The following is a 16,533-nucleotide window of genomic DNA, read 5'->3' as shown; positions in this document are numbered from 1 at the left end:
GGAAGTTAAACATGAAGGATTGGCATAAAAGTGTAGTTTATCAAATTTATCCGAAGAGCTTTAATAGCTATTACAATAAAGAAACCGGTGATATAAAAGGGGTTACAGAGAAACTAGATTATTTAAAAGAACTCGGAGTAGATTATATTTGGTTAACACCGATATACCAATCACCACAAAATGATAATGGATACGATGTAAGTGATTACTACCGTATTGATCCATCTTACGGAACGATGGAAGAGTTTGAAGAGCTTTTAGAAGAGGCGAAAGCACGTAATATTGAAATTATGCTTGATATCGTTGTAAATCATAGTTCGACGGAGCATAAGTGGTTTAAGGAAGCGAAGGAAGATAAAAATAGTCCATATCGAAATTATTACATTTGGCGTGATGAAAAAAATAATTGGCAATCTAAGTTTGGTGGATCTGCTTGGAAATATGATGAGAAGACAGAGCAATATTATTTACATCTATTTGATGAGACACAAGCGGATTTAAACTGGGAAAATGAAAAACTTCGTGAAGAAGTATATGATATGATGCGCTTTTGGCTTGATAAAGGGGTAACTGGATTCCGATTAGATGTTATTAATTTAATTTCAAAAGATCAACAATTCTTAAATGATGACGGAAGTACAGCGACAAGCGATGGCCGTAAATATTATACAGATGGCCCACGTGTGCATGAATATTTACAAGAAATGAACCGAAATGTTTTTGAAGGGAAAGATGTAATTACAGTTGGAGAAATGTCATCTACGACAATTGATAATTGTATTAAATATTCAAACCCTGAGCGTAATGAATTAAGTATGACGTTTAGTTTCCATCATTTAAAAGTTGATTATCCGAATGGTGATAAGTGGACGAAGGCTGATTTTGATTTTATTAAATTAAAAGAGATTATGTCTAATTGGCAAATTGAAATGCAAAAGGGCGGGGGATGGAATGCGTTATTCTGGTGTAATCATGACCAGCCTCGTATTGTGTCACGCTTTGGTGATGATAAGGAGTACCGAAATGAATCTGCGAAAATGTTAGCGACAGCTATGCATATGTTGCAGGGCACACCTTACATTTATCAAGGTGAAGAAATCGGTATGACGAATCCTAAATTCGAGTCTATTGAGCAATATCGCGATGTAGAATCGTTAAATATATACGATATAAAGCTGGAAGAAGGATTATCAAAAGAAGAGATTATCGGGATTTTAAAACAAAAATCTCGTGACAACTCCCGTACTCCAATGCAGTGGAATGAAGAGATGAACAGTGGTTTTACAACAAGTACACCTTGGATTTCAGTGGCTGAAAACTATAAAGAAATAAATGTAGAGAAGGCACTAGAAGATAAAGAGTCTGTATTTTATCATTATAAAAAGTTAATCGAACTTCGAAAAACGTATGATGTAATTACAGAAGGAGAATATGCTATTTTGGATGAAAATGATCCTAAAATTTGGGCATATACTCGTACTACAGAAAGTGAAGTGCTACTTGTTATCAATAACTTCTATGGAGAGGAAATAACGTACTCTGTACCAGCGCACGTTCAATTGGATGGAATGAAACAAGAAGTATTACTGTCGAATCATAAAGATTCCAGCAAGGATATTACAAACCTTGACTTAAGACCATATGAATCAATTGTATATCGATATACGAAATAAAAAGTTGTATGCCTGCGTGGCATACAACTTTTTATTTTAAGACACCACTATACAAAATGCTTACTTCTACCTCAGGCTTAAATTTTACTTTTGCATAATCTTTATTCCAATTTTTTTTCTTCCATAGGTCAGGATGATAAGCGATAAGATGTCTACCAATTCCGAAAGCATCACAATTTGCCTTTTGTAACTTTTTCGTTATTTTTTTCGCTTCTTTCGTGAGCTGTTTGGATAGTTCCTTATTTAGTTTTTTTCTTTCATCCATTTTGTAAAGATTATCTCTCGGAGCTTCAAGAGCTATAACTTTTAATTGAAGCTTAATGTGAGCATACACATTTCCTTTTTTATCTGTTGTTATTTTTAAGTCTCGTTTTAATTTCCGATTGCTCACTTCCATTGTTAAATAGTCAGATGTCTTCTCGGATTCATCGCTAGTAAGTTTTTGGGTTATACGGGCACTTGTTCCCATTTTTCCAGTTAATAATACGAATAAAACAGATTGTTTTAAAGGTAAATGCCCGGTCAATTTATCATTGTTAAATAAAGCTAATCCGTTTGTAATTACTTCTTTTCCTTTTATTTTTATAGAAGGGAGGGTAAAGTCTTTACCGGGATCTAACATTTTTGTAGCAGCTGTTTCTAAAGTTTCTTTTGGAAATACACTCATATCTTCTAAGCTTTTCACTTTTTTCTTTAGAAAATCTCCAATTAACAAATTTCCGACATTCTTTTTTTTCAGTATTTCGGATGTTTCACCATCTACTGCAATAAGTTTTACTAAAGCAGTTGGGTTTGTTGGGTCCCGAAAACTGACATCTAAATAGGGTAGTATCCCTTTTTTTAAAATTTTGGTTCCTAGTAATTGAACACCATATTTGAAATAGCGAATATTTCCAGTCACATTTTTTTTTAGAGCATCGCTTGTATCCCTTATGTTATGCCCCGTTGCTGAATGTATTTCATTTTCGAATGAAGATTGCTCTCCGCTTGAACTTTTTACGAGCTCAATTGTTTGCTGGAGTTTATTCTCTTCCGTAATATCAGATCCAATACTATAAGCTAACCTTGCTTCTCTTAATGGTTCTTGATCCCAACAGCCAGAAAGGAGGGAACTCGTACATAATATAAAAAGTAATTTAACTCTTTTTTTGAACATATTGTTCTCCTTTCTTATTTCTTATTACTGAATAAAGTAGAAATAAAAGAGGGAGGACAACGATGAAAATATAGGTGAACTTATCAGTGAAAGTTGAAATTACTTTTAATTCCTCTGGTGTATCGATAAATAAGGCTACACTAAAAGCAATAATACCAACGATTGGAACAGCCTTTTTATGGTTAGCAAGATTGAATATATGTCCAATGCCGATTGAAGCGGCACAATAATAACTAGCAATAGAAGCCACAACTGTTATCATCCATATTGGTATGAATAGTAAATCAGTTCGGTCTATGATCCCGATATGCAAGGAGCGTAGTAAGTAAGCAACTGGTTCTGGAATAAGCTCAATTTGTTTTGGACTAAATACGATAAAACAAATCCAAACAGTAAAAGTATAAAAAAGAGTTACAAATCCATTAGCGATAGAAATGGCCTTTAGTTTTGCTACAGAACTCCCGTTTACTTTGGGGAAAGCGATAAGAAAAATTTCAAAACCATACATAGCTGTAATTGTTTCTTTAGATGCTTGAATAATATTCCACCATCCAGCCTCTGTAATCGGAAAAATATAAGAAAAATCAGCTCGCGTGAGTCCTAAGGCGATTAAAAGAGCCATTGGTAAAATGAGAATAGAGGCCATGACGTAAAATCTTACGATAACTTTAAATGTGTTATAGGCTACATGACAACAAGCTATTGTAAATAGTATGAGAATGGCATACCAAGGAGTTGCTTGTAATATCCACACTTTAATGACATTACAAGCATTCAACATAACCGTCATACCAATAAGGGTAAAATAAAAAACATAAGCAAAACCTAATAGTTTTCCAAACTTATTCCCAAATAGCATACAAACACTTTCATACATATCTGCATCAGGAAATCGTTTTAAGAAAAGCCACATAAGTAAAATAATAAGCTGAATCGCAAGCCCAGCGATGAGTGCAGAAATCCACCCACCGCCTTTAGCAATCGGGTGAAGGCGGTTCGGTAGAGAAAGTATGCCTACTCCGATTTGGCACTGAATAACGAAAAAGGTAAATTGAACTAGCGAAATTTTACTTTGCGTGTTTGTCACCGTCCTCATCCTCTCTCGTTACATGTTGGCGCTGCATTTTTTTCGGTTTTGGATCATGTGGTCGTTCCCAAAATGACCAAATTGGTAGTCTTACAAAAGAATCTTTCATATCTTTAATCCGCATTGGTGCAACAGGAGAAAGATATGGTGTATGAAAAGAATGAAGCTGACATAGGTGAACGAAAGTTATAATGAGACCGAATGATATTCCTACGTATCCGAATAGGGCAGCAAGGAGCATTAATGGAAAACGAAGAATTCGAACTGCTGAACTCATATCGTTTGATGGAACGAGAAAAGATGAGATTGCAGTTAAAGCTACAACGATAATCATTGTGTAAGAAACGAGTCCAGCTTTTACAATTGCATCCCCAATTACTAAACCGCCTACAATACCGATTGTTTGTCCAACTCGGCTCGGCAAGCGAATACCAGCTTCCCGTAATAATTCGAAAATTAGCTCCATTAAGAGAGCTTCAAAAATAGGAGGGAGCGGTACTTTCTCTAATGAAGCTTTAATTGTATACACAAGTTCAAGCGGCAGTACATCAGGATGAAAGGCTACGGTTGCGATATATATAGCTGGTAAGAGAAAAGCAATCAAAAAACTCACTAAGCGAATCATTCGGACGAAAGAACCGACAATCCAGCGGTTATTATAATCGTCTGGTGATTGATAGAAGGCAAATAACGTAACAGGAACGATAAGCGCTGTTGGATCTCCATCAGATAAAATAGCAACTCGTCCTTCCATTAAATTTGCAGCGGTCCTATCTGGACGCTCTGTATTTAATTGCTGCGGAAATGGTGAGAAAGACGTATCCTCTATAAATTCTTGTATATATCCTGGAGGCATAAGTGCATCTGTCTTAATCGTTTCTAATCTTCTTTTCACTTCTGTAACTAAATCGTCATTCGCTATATTTTGCATATAAGCAATTGCCACTTTCGTGTGCATTTCTTCACCGATTGTAAAATACTTAACAACTAAATTTGGACTCTTAATGAGTTTACGAATAGAGGTTAAATTAGTTGCTAGATCCTCTACAAAACCAGTATGTGGTCCACGTACAATCCCTTCATTATCAGGCTCTGCTATATCTCTCTTTAAAGATAAAGCTGTTTCGAAAATACAAAAACTGTCGACTTGTTCATGAAAATATAATGATTTGCCTTGTAATAAGAGCTGCACGCCATAATTTAAATTCGTTTCCTTTTTCATATTTAATGTAGAAAAAGCTTTATCTAAAGCTAAATCTGACCGCGTCAATAAAGGCTCAAGGGCTAATTGATGAATTAGATTTGGGTCTGCTAAAGATTCGATATATAGGATTGTTCCTTTTCCGTTTTGAAAAGGGAGATCTAATTTTTTTATATCGTCTGAATGACAGAACTTATTTTCGATATAATTAATGTTTTCTGAAAGTGATGGAAACATATACTTTTTACTATTATCTTGTTTTGAATTTTCCTGTTCAGTCATAATTTCCACCTCTATTAGAATAAAGTTACTCCTGTTAATTTTTGCTTTTTGTGAGAAATTTATGCTTGGGTTATTTGAAAAAAATAAACTTGAAAGTTACGTTACGTCACCTTCTATACTTAAAGAAACACGGAGTGGAGGGATGGAGTATATGATTTTGAAAAGTATGTGGGGATGGAAAGAAATTTTATATTTATTAGTTTTCGTATTTCTTATTGTCCCAGTAACAGTTGAAGCTCTTTTTTATGAATATGCTTTAAAAATAATAGGGAACTCATTATATGCTGGAGTATTAATGGGATTTATAATGGCAGTGATATTTACTACTGTAGTTTATCTTTTTTGTATAAAAAGATATCAACTGTCTTGGAAAGATATTGGAATTCGAAAGCTTTCATGGAAAGATTTTTTCTGGACAGTTATAGCATTGATTGCCTTAATTGTAGTTAGTATTGCTGTATTAGTGATAATGGAGAAAATGGGGATTTCTTTTGAAAATAGTAAAACGGAGACGGTCCAAAAGGATAAATCAATATATTCGTTTTGTATCGCGGTAATTGGAGCAGCGATTATATCACCGATTTATGAAGAAATTTTATATCGAGGTGTTTTTTATACATTTTTTCGTGATAGGTATGGTATGTGGGGCGGTATACTTATAAGTTCCATAATATTTACTGTTGTTCATATTCCAACATATAACACATTACCAGTAAACTTTTTAAGTGGAGTAGTATTTGCTTGGTTATATGAGAAAACAAATTCTATTTTATCGGCTATGATTGTCCACGCATTATTCAATTTCATAGCAGTACTTCTCACATTTGTGTCGAATTAAGAAGATATATAGGAGGGATACATATGGAAATAGCAGTAGAACGAGTTTTTACAAAAGAAATTTTAGCAAGAGCAGCAAAGGCATTTCATGTAACAGTGGAAGAGAAGCCGCTTGGAGATTTTGAGAATTATATTTTTAAGGCGAAGGGTGATAATGATGAGGACTATGTATTACGTTTAACGCATTCTTCGCATCGATCTAAACAAGAGGTAGAGGCTGAACTAGATTTTTTACGATATGTTGCGGGAAACGGGGCAAAGGTAGCGGGACCTCTTTACTCAACGTCTCAAAATCTTGTAGAAGAAATCGGAGCAGAGGATGGGACTTTCTTTTTCGCTTCCTTATTTACATATGCAAAAGGGGAGCAAGTAAAAGGAGAAGAATCGCCTTATTGGGGCGAGCCTCTCTTTGAAGCATGGGGAAAAGCGATTGGACAACTGCATCGTCTAACAATGAACTATCCTAAAACGGATCATCGTGATACGTGGGAAGAAGATGAGAGTGGGGTTGTTAATGAATTAGAAGATGATCAAGTGAAAAAAATCGCTGCGGTATTAATGGCTGAGATAAAGGCTCTTCCAATTGAAAGAGAAACGTTCGGCCTTATGCACGGTGATATTCATCCAGGTAATTTTCATTATGATGGTAAAGAGCTAACAATCTTTGATTTTGATGATGCGGCTTATAATTACTTTATACACGATTTAGCGATGGTTCTTTATTACTCTGTTCTATTTACACCGTGGACAGCGGAAGAGAAGACCGATTTTGCTCGTAAACAATTACAAGTGTTAAGAAAAGGATACGAATATGAACATAAGCTAGCGGATAGTTGGTATGAATCATTGCCGTTATTTTTACGTTTACGCGATATAGGTTTATATGGCACGATTCAAAAGAAGTTTAAAGGGAAAGATATGCCTGATAACTTCTTGAAATTATCAGAAGAGCTATACGAAAGAATTATAAAAAAAGAAGCAATTGTGAATATATAATACATTCTGTTCAAAACAAAGTATATAAAACAAATATATACTTTGTTTTTTTATACAAAAATATGTTTATTTTATTAAAATAATATTGTCATAGATTCGGTATACATTTATAATTTTTATATATTCTGAATATTCTTGATAAAAGGAGGGGGAATATTGGAAGCTTTCGTAAATTGGTTAAATAATATTGTTTGGAGTCCAGCACTTGTTTATTTATGTTTAGGAGCAGGTTTATATTTTTCAATTCGAACGAGGTTTTTACAAGTAAGGCATGTAGGAGAAATGGTGAAGCTGACATTTAAAGGAGAAAAATCAGAGGCGGGTGTTTCTTCATTCCAAGCGTTAGCACTTTCGTTATCTGGACGCGTTGGAACAGGGAATATAGCTGGGGTAGCAACGGCGGTTGCCTTCGGCGGACCAGGAGCTGTATTTTGGATGTGGGCAGTAGCCTTTTTAGGAGCAGGATCAGCTTATGTAGAATCTACATTAGCACAAATCTATAAGACAAAGCATCAGGGACAGTTTCGCGGTGGACCTGCTTATTACATTGAAAAAGGTTTAGGTGTGAAATGGTATGCTCTAGTATTTGTTGCAGCGACAATTCTTGCAACGGGGCTTTTATTACCGGGTGTGCAAGCAAATAGTATTGCTGTAAGTTTAGAGACAGCTTTTGGAATTAATACTACTCTATCAGGGGCTTTATTAGTTGTTGTATTAGCTCTTATCATCTTCGGTGGAGTAAAACGAATTGTTAACGTAGCGCAAGTTGTCGTACCGTTTATGGCTGTTGGGTATATTTTAGTAGCTTGTGTTATTGTCGCTATGAATATTGAAAAATTGCCAGAAGCATTTATGTTAATTATAAGAAGCGCTTTTGCATTAGAAGCAGCATTTGGTGGTATTATCGGTTTAGCAATTTCTTGGGGAGTAAAACGTGGTATTTATTCTAATGAAGCAGGGCAAGGAACAGGGCCACATGCAGCGGCAGCAGCTGAAGTATCACATCCAGCTAAGCAAGGTTTAGTGCAAGCATTTTCCGTTTACATTGATACATTATTTGTTTGTTCAGCAACAGCGTTTATGATGATTATTACAGGCATGTATAACGTATTTGATGCAAGCGGAAAAAACTTTATCGTAAATAAATTAAATGGTGCTCAGCCAGGGCCGGGATATACACAGGCAGCGGTAGAATCTGTTTTCCCTGGATTTGGAAACGGTTTCGTTGCAATCTCATTACTATTCTTTGCATTTACAACAATTATGGCGTATTACTACATTGCAGAAACGAATATCGCGTACTTAAATCGTGATAAAGACCGCCCTTGGCTGTCTATGGTACTAAAGTTTGTATTTTTAGGAGCTGTATTCTACGGTTGTATCAAAACAGCAGCAACGGCTTGGGCTTTAGGCGATATCGGTGTAGGAATTATGGCATGGGTAAATATCATTGCGATTTTACTATTACAAAAACCTGCATTAGTTGCATTAAAGGATTATGAAAAGCAGAAAAAAGAAGGAAAAGATCCAGTATTCGATCCAGGGCCATTAGGAATTAAAAATGCTGATTTCTGGGAGCATGAATATGGAAAAGATAAGAAAGAAGAAGTATCGTAATGGAATAGAAATGAAAAAGCAAAGGGGAAATTCCTTTGCTTTTTTTATGGACAAAATGAGGCTGGAAGTTATTTTTTTGCCTATTTTTGAATATAAAAAGAATGTACATGCTTTGTTAGGAGAAGGGGTGAGTATGTTGATAGAGTTTCGTAACGTAAATAAATATTATGGTACCTTTCAAGTTTTAAAAGATATTAATGTGCAAGTGAAAAAAGGTGAAGTGGTAGTAGTTGTTGGGCCTTCAGGATCAGGAAAAAGTACATTACTTCGGTGTATAAACCAGTTAGAGTCAATTACAGATGGAGAGTTAATCGTACAAAATACGGAGGTACACAATGCGAAAACAGATATGAATGAATTACGCCGAAATATCGGAATGGTCTTTCAACATTTTTATTTATATCCACATAAAACAGTTCTTCAAAATATTACATTAGCACCTATTAAAGTAAATAAAATTTCAAAAGAGGAAGCAGAACAAACAGCGATGTTTTATTTAGAGAAAGTAGGAATTCCAGAGAAGGCTAACGTGTATCCACATCAATTATCTGGAGGACAACAGCAACGGGTGGCAATTGCTAGAGGGCTTGCGATGCAGCCGGAAATTATGCTATTCGATGAGCCTACGTCTGCTCTTGATCCGGAGATGATCGGGGAAGTACTTGATGTTATGAAAACGCTAGCTAAAGAAGGGATGACGATGGTTGTTGTCACGCATGAGATGGGATTCGCACGGGAGGTAGCCGATCGGATTTTATTTATGGATGATGGCAAAATCATTGAGGATACAACACCGGCGCAATTTTTTGCGAGCCCTGAACAAGAAAGAGCGCGTCTATTTTTAAGCCGAGTGTTAAACCATTAAAGGAGGAGTTTTATGCTTAAAATGAAAAAGTTGTTTACGTTAATCGTATTTTCATGTCTATTCGTACTTGTCGTTGCTGGATGCGGAAGTAAAAAAGATGACGCGAAAGAAACCAATACGAAGCAAGGCGGAGCCGTTGAGCAAATTAAGAAGCGCGGGAAGTTAGTAGTTGGGGTGAAGAATGATACGAACTTATTTGGATTGAAAAATCCTTCGACAGGGCAGGTAGAAGGATTTGATGTTGATGTTGCAAAGGCGCTTGCGAAAAAGATTCTTGGGGATGAAAAGAAACTAGAGTTGAAAGAGGTAACATCTAAAACGCGTATTCCACTACTGAAAAACGGTGACATTGATGCGATTATTGCAACAATGACAATTACAGAAGAACGTAAAAAAGAAGTCGATTTTTCAGATGTATATTTTAAAGCAGGGCAATCGTTACTCGTGAAAAAAGGGAGCAATATTAAAAGTATTGATGATGTGAAAAAGGGCGTAAAAATGTTAGCAGTAAAAGGTTCAACATCGACAAATAACATTCGCCAAAAATCACCAGAAGCGACTGTATTAGAATTTGAAAATTATAGTGAGGCATTTACAGCGTTAAAAGCAGGAAAAGGTGATGTTTTAACGACAGATAATGCAATTCTTTACGGCATGGCAAAACAAGATTCAAATTATGAAGTTGTCGGGAAAATTTTTACGGATGAGCCGTACGGAATTGCAGTGCAAAAAGGTGCAGATGATTTAACGAAAGAGATTAATAGCTTAATTAAAGACATGAAAGCAAGTGGAGAGTATGACAAATTATATGAGAAATGGATTGGGCAAAAACCAGAGAAGTAAAGTGATAAATAGTAAAAGCGAGAGGATGAGAGTACTCATCCTCTTCTTGTAAAGAAAGAGGGGAGAATATGTGCCTGATTTTTCTATATTAACGAATAACATTGATATGTATTTAGAAGGATTTAAATATACAGTGATGTCTAGTGTAATCGCATTAATAGGCAGTTTTATTTTAGGCATAATATTAGCGGTAATGCGTATTGCACCGATTCGCATTTTAAACTGGTTGGGAGCTGCTATTGTAGAATTTGTAAGAAATATTCCGCTCGTATTAATTGCATTTATATTCTATTTCGCTTTACCTGTAATAGGAATTACTTTAAATGGTTTTGTAGCAGGAACAGTTACGCTTACCGTATATACGGCAGCGTTTATTGCGGAAGTCATTCGCGCTGGTATTTTATCAGTCGCGAAAGGCCAAATGGAGGCAGCACGTTCTTCAGGATTGACTTACACGCAAGCGATGTACCATGTCGTTTTACCCCAAGCGATGAAAATCGTAATCCCTCCTCTAGGAAATCAATTTCTCAATTTAGTAAAAAACTCTTCCATACTCGGAATTATCGCTGGTATGGATTTAATGTATCAAGGAGATTTAATTTCAACGAAGACGTTTGTTACGTTCGACGTTTATATATTTGTCGGGATGTTTTATTTAATATTAACAATTCCGCTCAGTATGTTAGTGCGTTATTTAGAAAAACGCTTAGCAAAGGAGGCGGTGTAAATGGATTTTAAGGGAGCAATTACAGGAGATCATATTCTGTTTTTATTAAAAGGACTACTTATAACGTTAGAGGTAGCGCTCGTAGCGATTGTACTTAGCTTTATTATTGGTAGTGTAATAGGAATATTGCGCTACATGAAAATACCTGTCGTCTCACAAATATTGGGGATTATTGTTGAAGTCATTCGAAACTTACCACTACTTTTAATTATATTTTTCACGTATTTTGCACTTCCAGAAGCAGGATTGAAATTAGAAATTATAACAGCTACAATTGTTGCGTTAACAATATTTGAAGCAGCAATGATATCTGAAATTGTTCGAAGTGGTCTATTATCGATTGAAAAAGGACAGATTGAGGCCGCAAGATCTTCAGGATTAACGTATGTTCAAGCGCTTTGGCATATTATTTTACCACAAGCATTAAGAAGAATGGTTCCGCCGCTTGTCAGTCAGTTTATTTCATTGCTGAAAGATACAGCGCTAGCAGTCGTTATATCACTGCCAGAGCTTATTCATAATGCTCAAATTATTAGCGGACAAAATGTAAATTATATGATTCCAACGTTTATAGTAGTAGCTTGTATGTATTTTATCGTAAATTATAGTTTATCAATTTTATCGAGAAGGTTAGAACTCCGTTGACTCTTACAATATATGTAAGAGTTTTTTCCTTGTTTCTCCTTATTTTCCTCTAAATAGAATCTAAATCTTGCAATAATTCGATTTTTTATATTATTTTATCAGAAAAGTTTTAATTTTATATAGAAAATGTAATCGCTTTCGTGTATATTTTTATTATCAGAAAATTTTAACAAGATATAGGGGTATTGGTAGGGGGAGGATTTAGATGCAGCAACAAACGAATGAGAAATTACATCGTACGATGAAGAGTAGACATTTATTTATGATCGCACTAGGTGGTGTAATCGGAACTGGTTTTTTCTTAGGTTCAGGTTACACCATTAATCAGGCTGGACCAGGGGGAGCCATCCTTTCATATTTAGTAGGCGGATTTATTATGTATTTAACAATGCTATGCCTTGGAGAGTTAACGGTAGCAATGCCAGTTTCAGGTTCTTTCCAAAAGTATGCGACGAAGTTTATTGGACCAGGAACGGGCTTTATGATCGGCTGGCTATATTGGCTTGGCTGGGCAGTAACAGTAGGCCTAGAATTAACTTCAATTGGTTTAATGATGAAAAGATGGTTTCCGAATGTTGATGTTTGGGTATGGTGCCTTGTATTCGGTGTTATTTTATATGCTTCAAACGCAATTTCGGCGAAAAGTTATGCTGAATTAGAATTTTGGTTTTCTAGTATTAAAGTAATTACAATTCTTGCATTTGTTGTTCTTGGTGGTAGTGCATTATTAGGATTTATATCATATGACGGAAAAGAAGCAGCACCTCTTTTCTCTAACTTTGTAAGCGATGGTGGATTATTCCCGAATGGACTAGCTGCCGTATTACTTACAATGATTACAGTTAATTTCTCGTTCCAAGGAACAGAGTTAATCGGAATTGCAGCGGGAGAAAGTGAAAATCCAGAAAAAACAATTCCACGTGCAATCCGTAATACAGTATGGCGCATTATGTTATTCTTCATTTTAACAATGACGATTTTAGTAGGATTAATTTCTTGGAAAGAAGCTGGCGTAATTGAAAGTCCGTTCGTAGTTGTATTTGATAAAATCGGTATTCCATATGCAGCTGATATTATGAACTTCGTTATTATTACTGCGTTACTATCTGTAGCGAATTCAGGATTATATGCGGCAACTCGTATACTATGGTCACTTGCAAATGAAGGAATGGCACCAAAGTCTTTCCAGAAAGTAAATAAGCGTGGTATTCCAATTACAGCACTAGTTGTAACAATTGCTGTAGCTGCTTTATCTTTATTAACAAGTTTCCTTGCAGAAGATACAGTATACATGTACTTATTATCTATAGCTGGTTTATCAGCTGTATCAAGTTGGATTATTATTGCCCTGTCGCAACTGCGCTTTAGAAGTCAGTATATAAAAGGCGGAGGAAAGTTAGAGGACTTAAAATATAAAACACCGTTATATCCAATCGTTCCTATTTTAGCTTTAATTACAAATAGTATCGTTGTTATTAGTTTAGCGTTTATTCCAGAACAAAGAATGGCGTTATATTGTGGTATTCCATTTATCATTTTCTGCTACATATATTATTATATAAATAAGAAACGGCAGAAACCGATGAAGGTGGAGACAACAAATGAAACTAACCATCAAACAAGATGATATTGAGGCAGATTTATCGTATGGTCAATTAGCGATTGGAAAAGAAAACGGGTATTCACCGTTACAATTACTCATTTCTTCAATCGCAGGATGTAGTGCAATTGTCTTTCGAACAATTTTAGAAAAGAAACGTATTACATACGATACGTTTACAATTGAAACGGAAATTGGTAGAAGTGAAGCATTATCAAAACCAGTTGAAAGTGTTCATTTGCACTATAAAATTAAAGCACAAAACATTACAGAAGAGCAGTTGGATAAGGCACTGCAACTGGCAGTGAAAAATTGCACGATTGTTCAATCTGTAAAAGATAGTATAAAGGTTACGGAAACAATTGAACTAGTAAAATAAAACATAAAAACGTGAGAATACGGCTCTCACGTTTTTATGTTTTTAATAAAGGGGGAAATATGATGGAATGTTTAGGGTGTAAATTAGCCAACGAAGAAGAAATTATATATAAAATATATGAAGATGACTATGTAACATGCTTTTTAGATCATGCACCTTTCTATCCAGGACATACTTTAATTGTGCCAAAACAGCATGTTGTAGAAGTAGATGAATTAGATGATGTTGTAGCAAAATCCATTATGGATGCTTCTAAGCTTATTGCAAAAGCGATTAAGGCATTATATAAACCAGATGGAGTTACAGTTTGTCAAAATGGTGGAGTATTTAACGAGTTAACACATTACCATATGCATGTCGTACCAAGATATAAAGAGCGCTCGTTTGCTGAATTTTATACGGTACAATCGGGAGAAAAGCACAATCATAATTTTGAAGAGACTAAGCATTTGTTAAAAGAAGCGATAGAGCATATGCTGCTTATTGAAAAGGCGTAGCGGTCAGGAAAATTCTAATATTAAAAAGCCCAATTTCTCAGTTAAAATAGAGAAATTGGGCTTTTGTTTATTCTATTATTAAATTTTATCTATAAAAAGATTTTGCAGTGTCACAAAGTATGGGGCTCATTCGTTATATAGAGTGAGAGGAGGAATTATATGAAGGTTACAAACAACGATTATGAAAAGATGGAAGAGCTATATGAGTTGTATGAACAAAAGATTTATTATGTAGCGTATTCTATTTTAAATAATATTCAACAGGCTGAAGATGCGGTTCAAGAGACGTTTATTACTCTTTATAAGAACCTGGCAAAGCTCCATAGCTTGAGCACTGAAGAGCTTAAACGTTACATATTGAGGGTCGCGAAAAACAAGGCGATTGATAGTTACCGGAAAAATAAACGACATGAAACATTTTTAGAAGAATATGAAAGAGAATCAGTAGAGGCAGTAGATGAAAATATTGAAGAGTGGGAAAAACGTAAAATGTCTGAGGTTCAAATTGATGCATTGCTAAAAGAGTTAAATGAATCTAATAGACAGGTGTTTAAGTACAAAGTCTTCTATAACTTAACGTATCAAGAAATTTCAAGTGTTATGGGGATAACGGAGGTCAATGTCCGCAAGCAGTTTGAACGCGCTCGAAAACGAGTCCAAACTATTATAGGAGGTATACAACATGACGAATTCAAAGAACTCCAAAGAAATATATGAACTTGCTGAAAAGATTGCTTTAGATGATTTTGATAAACTCGAAGAACAACATGAATTTTCACATACATATACGCGCAAAAAGAAATTGTTTATGGAAGAAATGAAGCTGAAAGATGGACAACCGCAGAAAAAGCGTAAAAGACATCGTATGTTAATCGCTGCTGCTTGCTTATTGATTGGCATGCCGACAACCGTTTTTGGTGCAGTGAAAGTCTATAATATGATTGTTCAAAAACAAAATTACGAAGTAAATGTTTCCTTAACAAATAAGGATTCGAAAAAGAGTGATAAGTGGTATAAGTTGAAGGTTGGTAAATTGCCAGAAAATATGGAAGCAATTGATGACTCTGCTATGAAATATTCATTTAAAGATAATGACGCAATGGGTGGGTTTTCATTCGTTCTTTGGAGAGTAGGAGGGAATTCAGATTTTCCAACTCTGTACTCGAAAAGTTATGAAGAAAAAGAGATAAATGGTAAGAAGGCAGTAATTGTCCATAGAGAAAATGGTAATAAAGATTTAATGTTTAATAGAGTAATTTTTCTCTATTTTGAGGAAGAAGGAATTATGTTACAAAGTTATATTGGAAATGATATAAACGAAGAACAAATGATAGATGTGCTAGGGAGCATTTCACTTGAGCCCACGTCAAGAGAAAAGTCATCATATATAAGCGATTATGATAAAAAGTATTTTAGCCAAGAAGGTAAAACAACTAAGGTAATTCCTTTGAAAAAAGATAGCAAACGACTATTTCATATAGGGCAAAAGGTTCCAGTAACAATATCTATGGATAACAGCCAAATTGAATATGTGATAGAAAAAGTTGAAGTTTTTGATTCAATTAAAGATTTTAAGCAAGAAAACTTTAATGAAATGGGATTAGGAAGACTAAGCGAGAATCAAGCTTTGGATCAAGCAGGACAATTGATACCATATAGAAGGGATAAATATAAAATTGGAAATGGTAAAGATTCGATTGATCAATTAGTAGAATCAAAATTAGTTCACCCTAAATTCGTTTATCTGACAACAACAGTTAAAAATATAGGTAAACAGAAGACAGAAGAAATTTATATGCATCCATCCATACAAGTGCTTCAAGGTAAAGGAAATGCATGGAAGTATGCTGGGAAAGATGGAATCGCAGAAAAAAATATTATGACAGGCGAAGTTGATTATTTAGAGCCTCATGGAGATGGAAAAAGCTTCTACAATATTGGTAGTATCCGACCAGGAGAAACAGTAAAAGTTAATTTAGGTTATTTTGTAGATGAGGATAAACTAAATTCAATCTTTTTAGATGCTTTCCATTACAGAGGGAATGGTGGCACTGAAAATATGAATGCGGAATATCGTTGGTGGATTGATATTCGTCAATAGTAACAAAGAGACTAAAAAGCTGCTTAT

At 35.0% G+C, this 16,533-nt stretch carries 16 protein-coding genes; 13 read left to right on the top strand and 3 right to left on the bottom strand.

All coding sequences use genetic code 11. The annotated features are described in order from the left end of the window. Nucleotides 1-11 precede the first annotated feature (11 nt). A complete protein-coding gene (treC, locus tag LMD38_RS22905) occupies nucleotides 12-1,673 on the top strand; it encodes an alpha,alpha-phosphotrehalase (RefSeq protein WP_062821481.1) in 1,662 nt (553 codons plus the stop codon). 31 nt (nucleotides 1,674-1,704) lie between these two features. Here treC and gerKC read toward each other — a convergent pair whose 3' ends face one another. From gerKC to gerKA, 3 genes are read right to left on the bottom strand one after another with little or no spacing between them, the layout of a single operon-like run. Continuing rightward, the gene (gerKC, locus tag LMD38_RS22900; protein ID WP_033678277.1) at nucleotides 1,705-2,829 is read right to left on the bottom strand and encodes a Ger(x)C family spore germination protein; all 1,125 of its coding nucleotides are present in this window, start codon (nucleotides 2,827-2,829) and stop codon (nucleotides 1,705-1,707) included. Further along, nucleotides 2,810-3,916, bottom strand: a complete 1,107-nt coding sequence (locus tag LMD38_RS22895) for a GerAB/ArcD/ProY family transporter (protein ID WP_227585415.1) — start codon at nucleotides 3,914-3,916, stop codon at nucleotides 2,810-2,812. The genes gerKC and LMD38_RS22895 overlap by 20 nt, the downstream gene beginning before the upstream one ends. Then, a complete protein-coding gene (gerKA, locus tag LMD38_RS22890) occupies nucleotides 3,897-5,399 on the bottom strand; it encodes a spore germination protein GerKA (protein ID WP_062821483.1) in 1,503 nt (500 codons plus the stop codon). The genes LMD38_RS22895 and gerKA overlap by 20 nt, the downstream gene beginning before the upstream one ends. Nucleotides 5,400-5,550: 151 nt before the next feature. Here gerKA and LMD38_RS22885 point away from each other — a divergent pair, with 151 nt between their 5' ends. The 12 genes from LMD38_RS22885 to LMD38_RS22830 all read left to right on the top strand — a co-directional run bounded on the left by LMD38_RS22885 (nucleotide 5,551) and on the right by LMD38_RS22830 (nucleotide 16,506). Next, on the top strand, nucleotides 5,551-6,237 hold the full coding sequence (locus LMD38_RS22885; RefSeq protein WP_062821500.1) for a CPBP family intramembrane glutamic endopeptidase: 687 nt from the start codon (nucleotides 5,551-5,553) through the stop codon (nucleotides 6,235-6,237). 23 nt (nucleotides 6,238-6,260) lie between these two features. Further along, entirely contained in the window at nucleotides 6,261-7,232 is a 972-nt protein-coding gene (locus LMD38_RS22880) for a phosphotransferase enzyme family protein (protein WP_061183795.1), read from the top strand. A 156-nt stretch (nucleotides 7,233-7,388) separates the two neighbouring features. Then, entirely contained in the window at nucleotides 7,389-8,849 is a 1,461-nt protein-coding gene (locus tag LMD38_RS22875) for an alanine/glycine:cation symporter family protein (RefSeq protein WP_000387151.1), read from the top strand. A gap of 136 nt (nucleotides 8,850-8,985) precedes the next feature. Beyond that, a complete protein-coding gene (locus LMD38_RS22870; RefSeq protein ID WP_014893317.1) occupies nucleotides 8,986-9,714 on the top strand; it encodes an amino acid ABC transporter ATP-binding protein in 729 nt (242 codons plus the stop codon). Nucleotides 9,715-9,726: 12 nt separating this feature from the next. Further along, nucleotides 9,727-10,557, top strand: a complete 831-nt coding sequence (gene glnH / locus LMD38_RS22865) for a glutamine ABC transporter substrate-binding protein GlnH (protein ID WP_228919986.1) — start codon at nucleotides 9,727-9,729, stop codon at nucleotides 10,555-10,557. A 70-nt stretch (nucleotides 10,558-10,627) separates the two neighbouring features. Further along, nucleotides 10,628-11,284 (top strand): amino acid ABC transporter permease, encoded by a 657-nt coding sequence (locus LMD38_RS22860; RefSeq protein ID WP_001112660.1) that lies wholly within the window; start codon nucleotides 10,628-10,630, stop codon nucleotides 11,282-11,284. Further along, on the top strand, nucleotides 11,285-11,929 hold the full coding sequence (locus LMD38_RS22855) for an amino acid ABC transporter permease (RefSeq protein ID WP_000345968.1): 645 nt from the start codon (nucleotides 11,285-11,287) through the stop codon (nucleotides 11,927-11,929). A 205-nt stretch (nucleotides 11,930-12,134) separates the two neighbouring features. Beyond that, complete coding sequence (locus LMD38_RS22850; RefSeq protein ID WP_016716454.1) at nucleotides 12,135-13,556, top strand: amino acid permease; 1,422 nt, start codon at nucleotides 12,135-12,137, stop codon at nucleotides 13,554-13,556. Further along, on the top strand, nucleotides 13,531-13,908 hold the full coding sequence (locus tag LMD38_RS22845) for an OsmC family protein (RefSeq protein ID WP_016716455.1): 378 nt from the start codon (nucleotides 13,531-13,533) through the stop codon (nucleotides 13,906-13,908). The genes LMD38_RS22850 and LMD38_RS22845 overlap by 26 nt, the downstream gene beginning before the upstream one ends. A gap of 62 nt (nucleotides 13,909-13,970) precedes the next feature. Further along, on the top strand, nucleotides 13,971-14,405 hold the full coding sequence (locus LMD38_RS22840) for an HIT family protein (protein WP_029141050.1): 435 nt from the start codon (nucleotides 13,971-13,973) through the stop codon (nucleotides 14,403-14,405). Between the two features lie 159 nt (nucleotides 14,406-14,564). Further along, a complete protein-coding gene (locus LMD38_RS22835) occupies nucleotides 14,565-15,122 on the top strand; it encodes an RNA polymerase sigma factor (RefSeq protein ID WP_016716457.1) in 558 nt (185 codons plus the stop codon). Continuing rightward, the gene (locus LMD38_RS22830; RefSeq protein ID WP_016716458.1) at nucleotides 15,088-16,506 is read left to right on the top strand and encodes a DUF4367 domain-containing protein; all 1,419 of its coding nucleotides are present in this window, start codon (nucleotides 15,088-15,090) and stop codon (nucleotides 16,504-16,506) included. The genes LMD38_RS22835 and LMD38_RS22830 overlap by 35 nt, the downstream gene beginning before the upstream one ends. The last annotated feature ends 27 nt before the right edge of the window (nucleotides 16,507-16,533 follow it).

It is taken from the genome of Bacillus pacificus, from assembly GCF_020861345.1.
GTDB lineage: Bacteria > Bacillota > Bacilli > Bacillales > Bacillaceae_G > Bacillus_A > Bacillus_A pacificus.
This window is presented reverse-complemented; position numbering and strand designations above follow the sequence as displayed.

Bases quoted from the DNA above. Each gene is read 5' to 3' on its own strand.
- treC (WP_062821481.1), top strand. From the start codon at position 12: ATGAAGGATTGGCATAAAAGTGTAGTTTATCAAATTTATCCGAAGAGC.
- LMD38_RS22885 (WP_062821500.1), top strand. From the start codon at position 5,551: ATGATTTTGAAAAGTATGTGGGGATGGAAAGAAATTTTATATTTATTA.
- LMD38_RS22840 (WP_029141050.1), top strand. From the start codon at position 13,971: ATGGAATGTTTAGGGTGTAAATTAGCCAACGAAGAAGAAATTATATAT.
- gerKC (WP_033678277.1), bottom strand. From the start codon at position 2,829: ATGTTCAAAAAAAGAGTTAAATTACTTTTTATATTATGTACGAGTTCC.
- glnH (WP_228919986.1), top strand. From the start codon at position 9,727: ATGCTTAAAATGAAAAAGTTGTTTACGTTAATCGTATTTTCATGTCTA.
- gerKA (WP_062821483.1), bottom strand. From the start codon at position 5,399: ATGACTGAACAGGAAAATTCAAAACAAGATAATAGTAAAAAGTATATG.
- LMD38_RS22855 (WP_000345968.1), top strand. From the start codon at position 11,285: ATGGATTTTAAGGGAGCAATTACAGGAGATCATATTCTGTTTTTATTA.
- LMD38_RS22845 (WP_016716455.1), top strand. From the start codon at position 13,531: ATGAAACTAACCATCAAACAAGATGATATTGAGGCAGATTTATCGTAT.
- LMD38_RS22850 (WP_016716454.1), top strand. From the start codon at position 12,135: ATGCAGCAACAAACGAATGAGAAATTACATCGTACGATGAAGAGTAGA.
- LMD38_RS22830 (WP_016716458.1), top strand. From the start codon at position 15,088: ATGACGAATTCAAAGAACTCCAAAGAAATATATGAACTTGCTGAAAAG.
- LMD38_RS22880 (WP_061183795.1), top strand. From the start codon at position 6,261: ATGGAAATAGCAGTAGAACGAGTTTTTACAAAAGAAATTTTAGCAAGA.
- LMD38_RS22835 (WP_016716457.1), top strand. From the start codon at position 14,565: ATGAAGGTTACAAACAACGATTATGAAAAGATGGAAGAGCTATATGAG.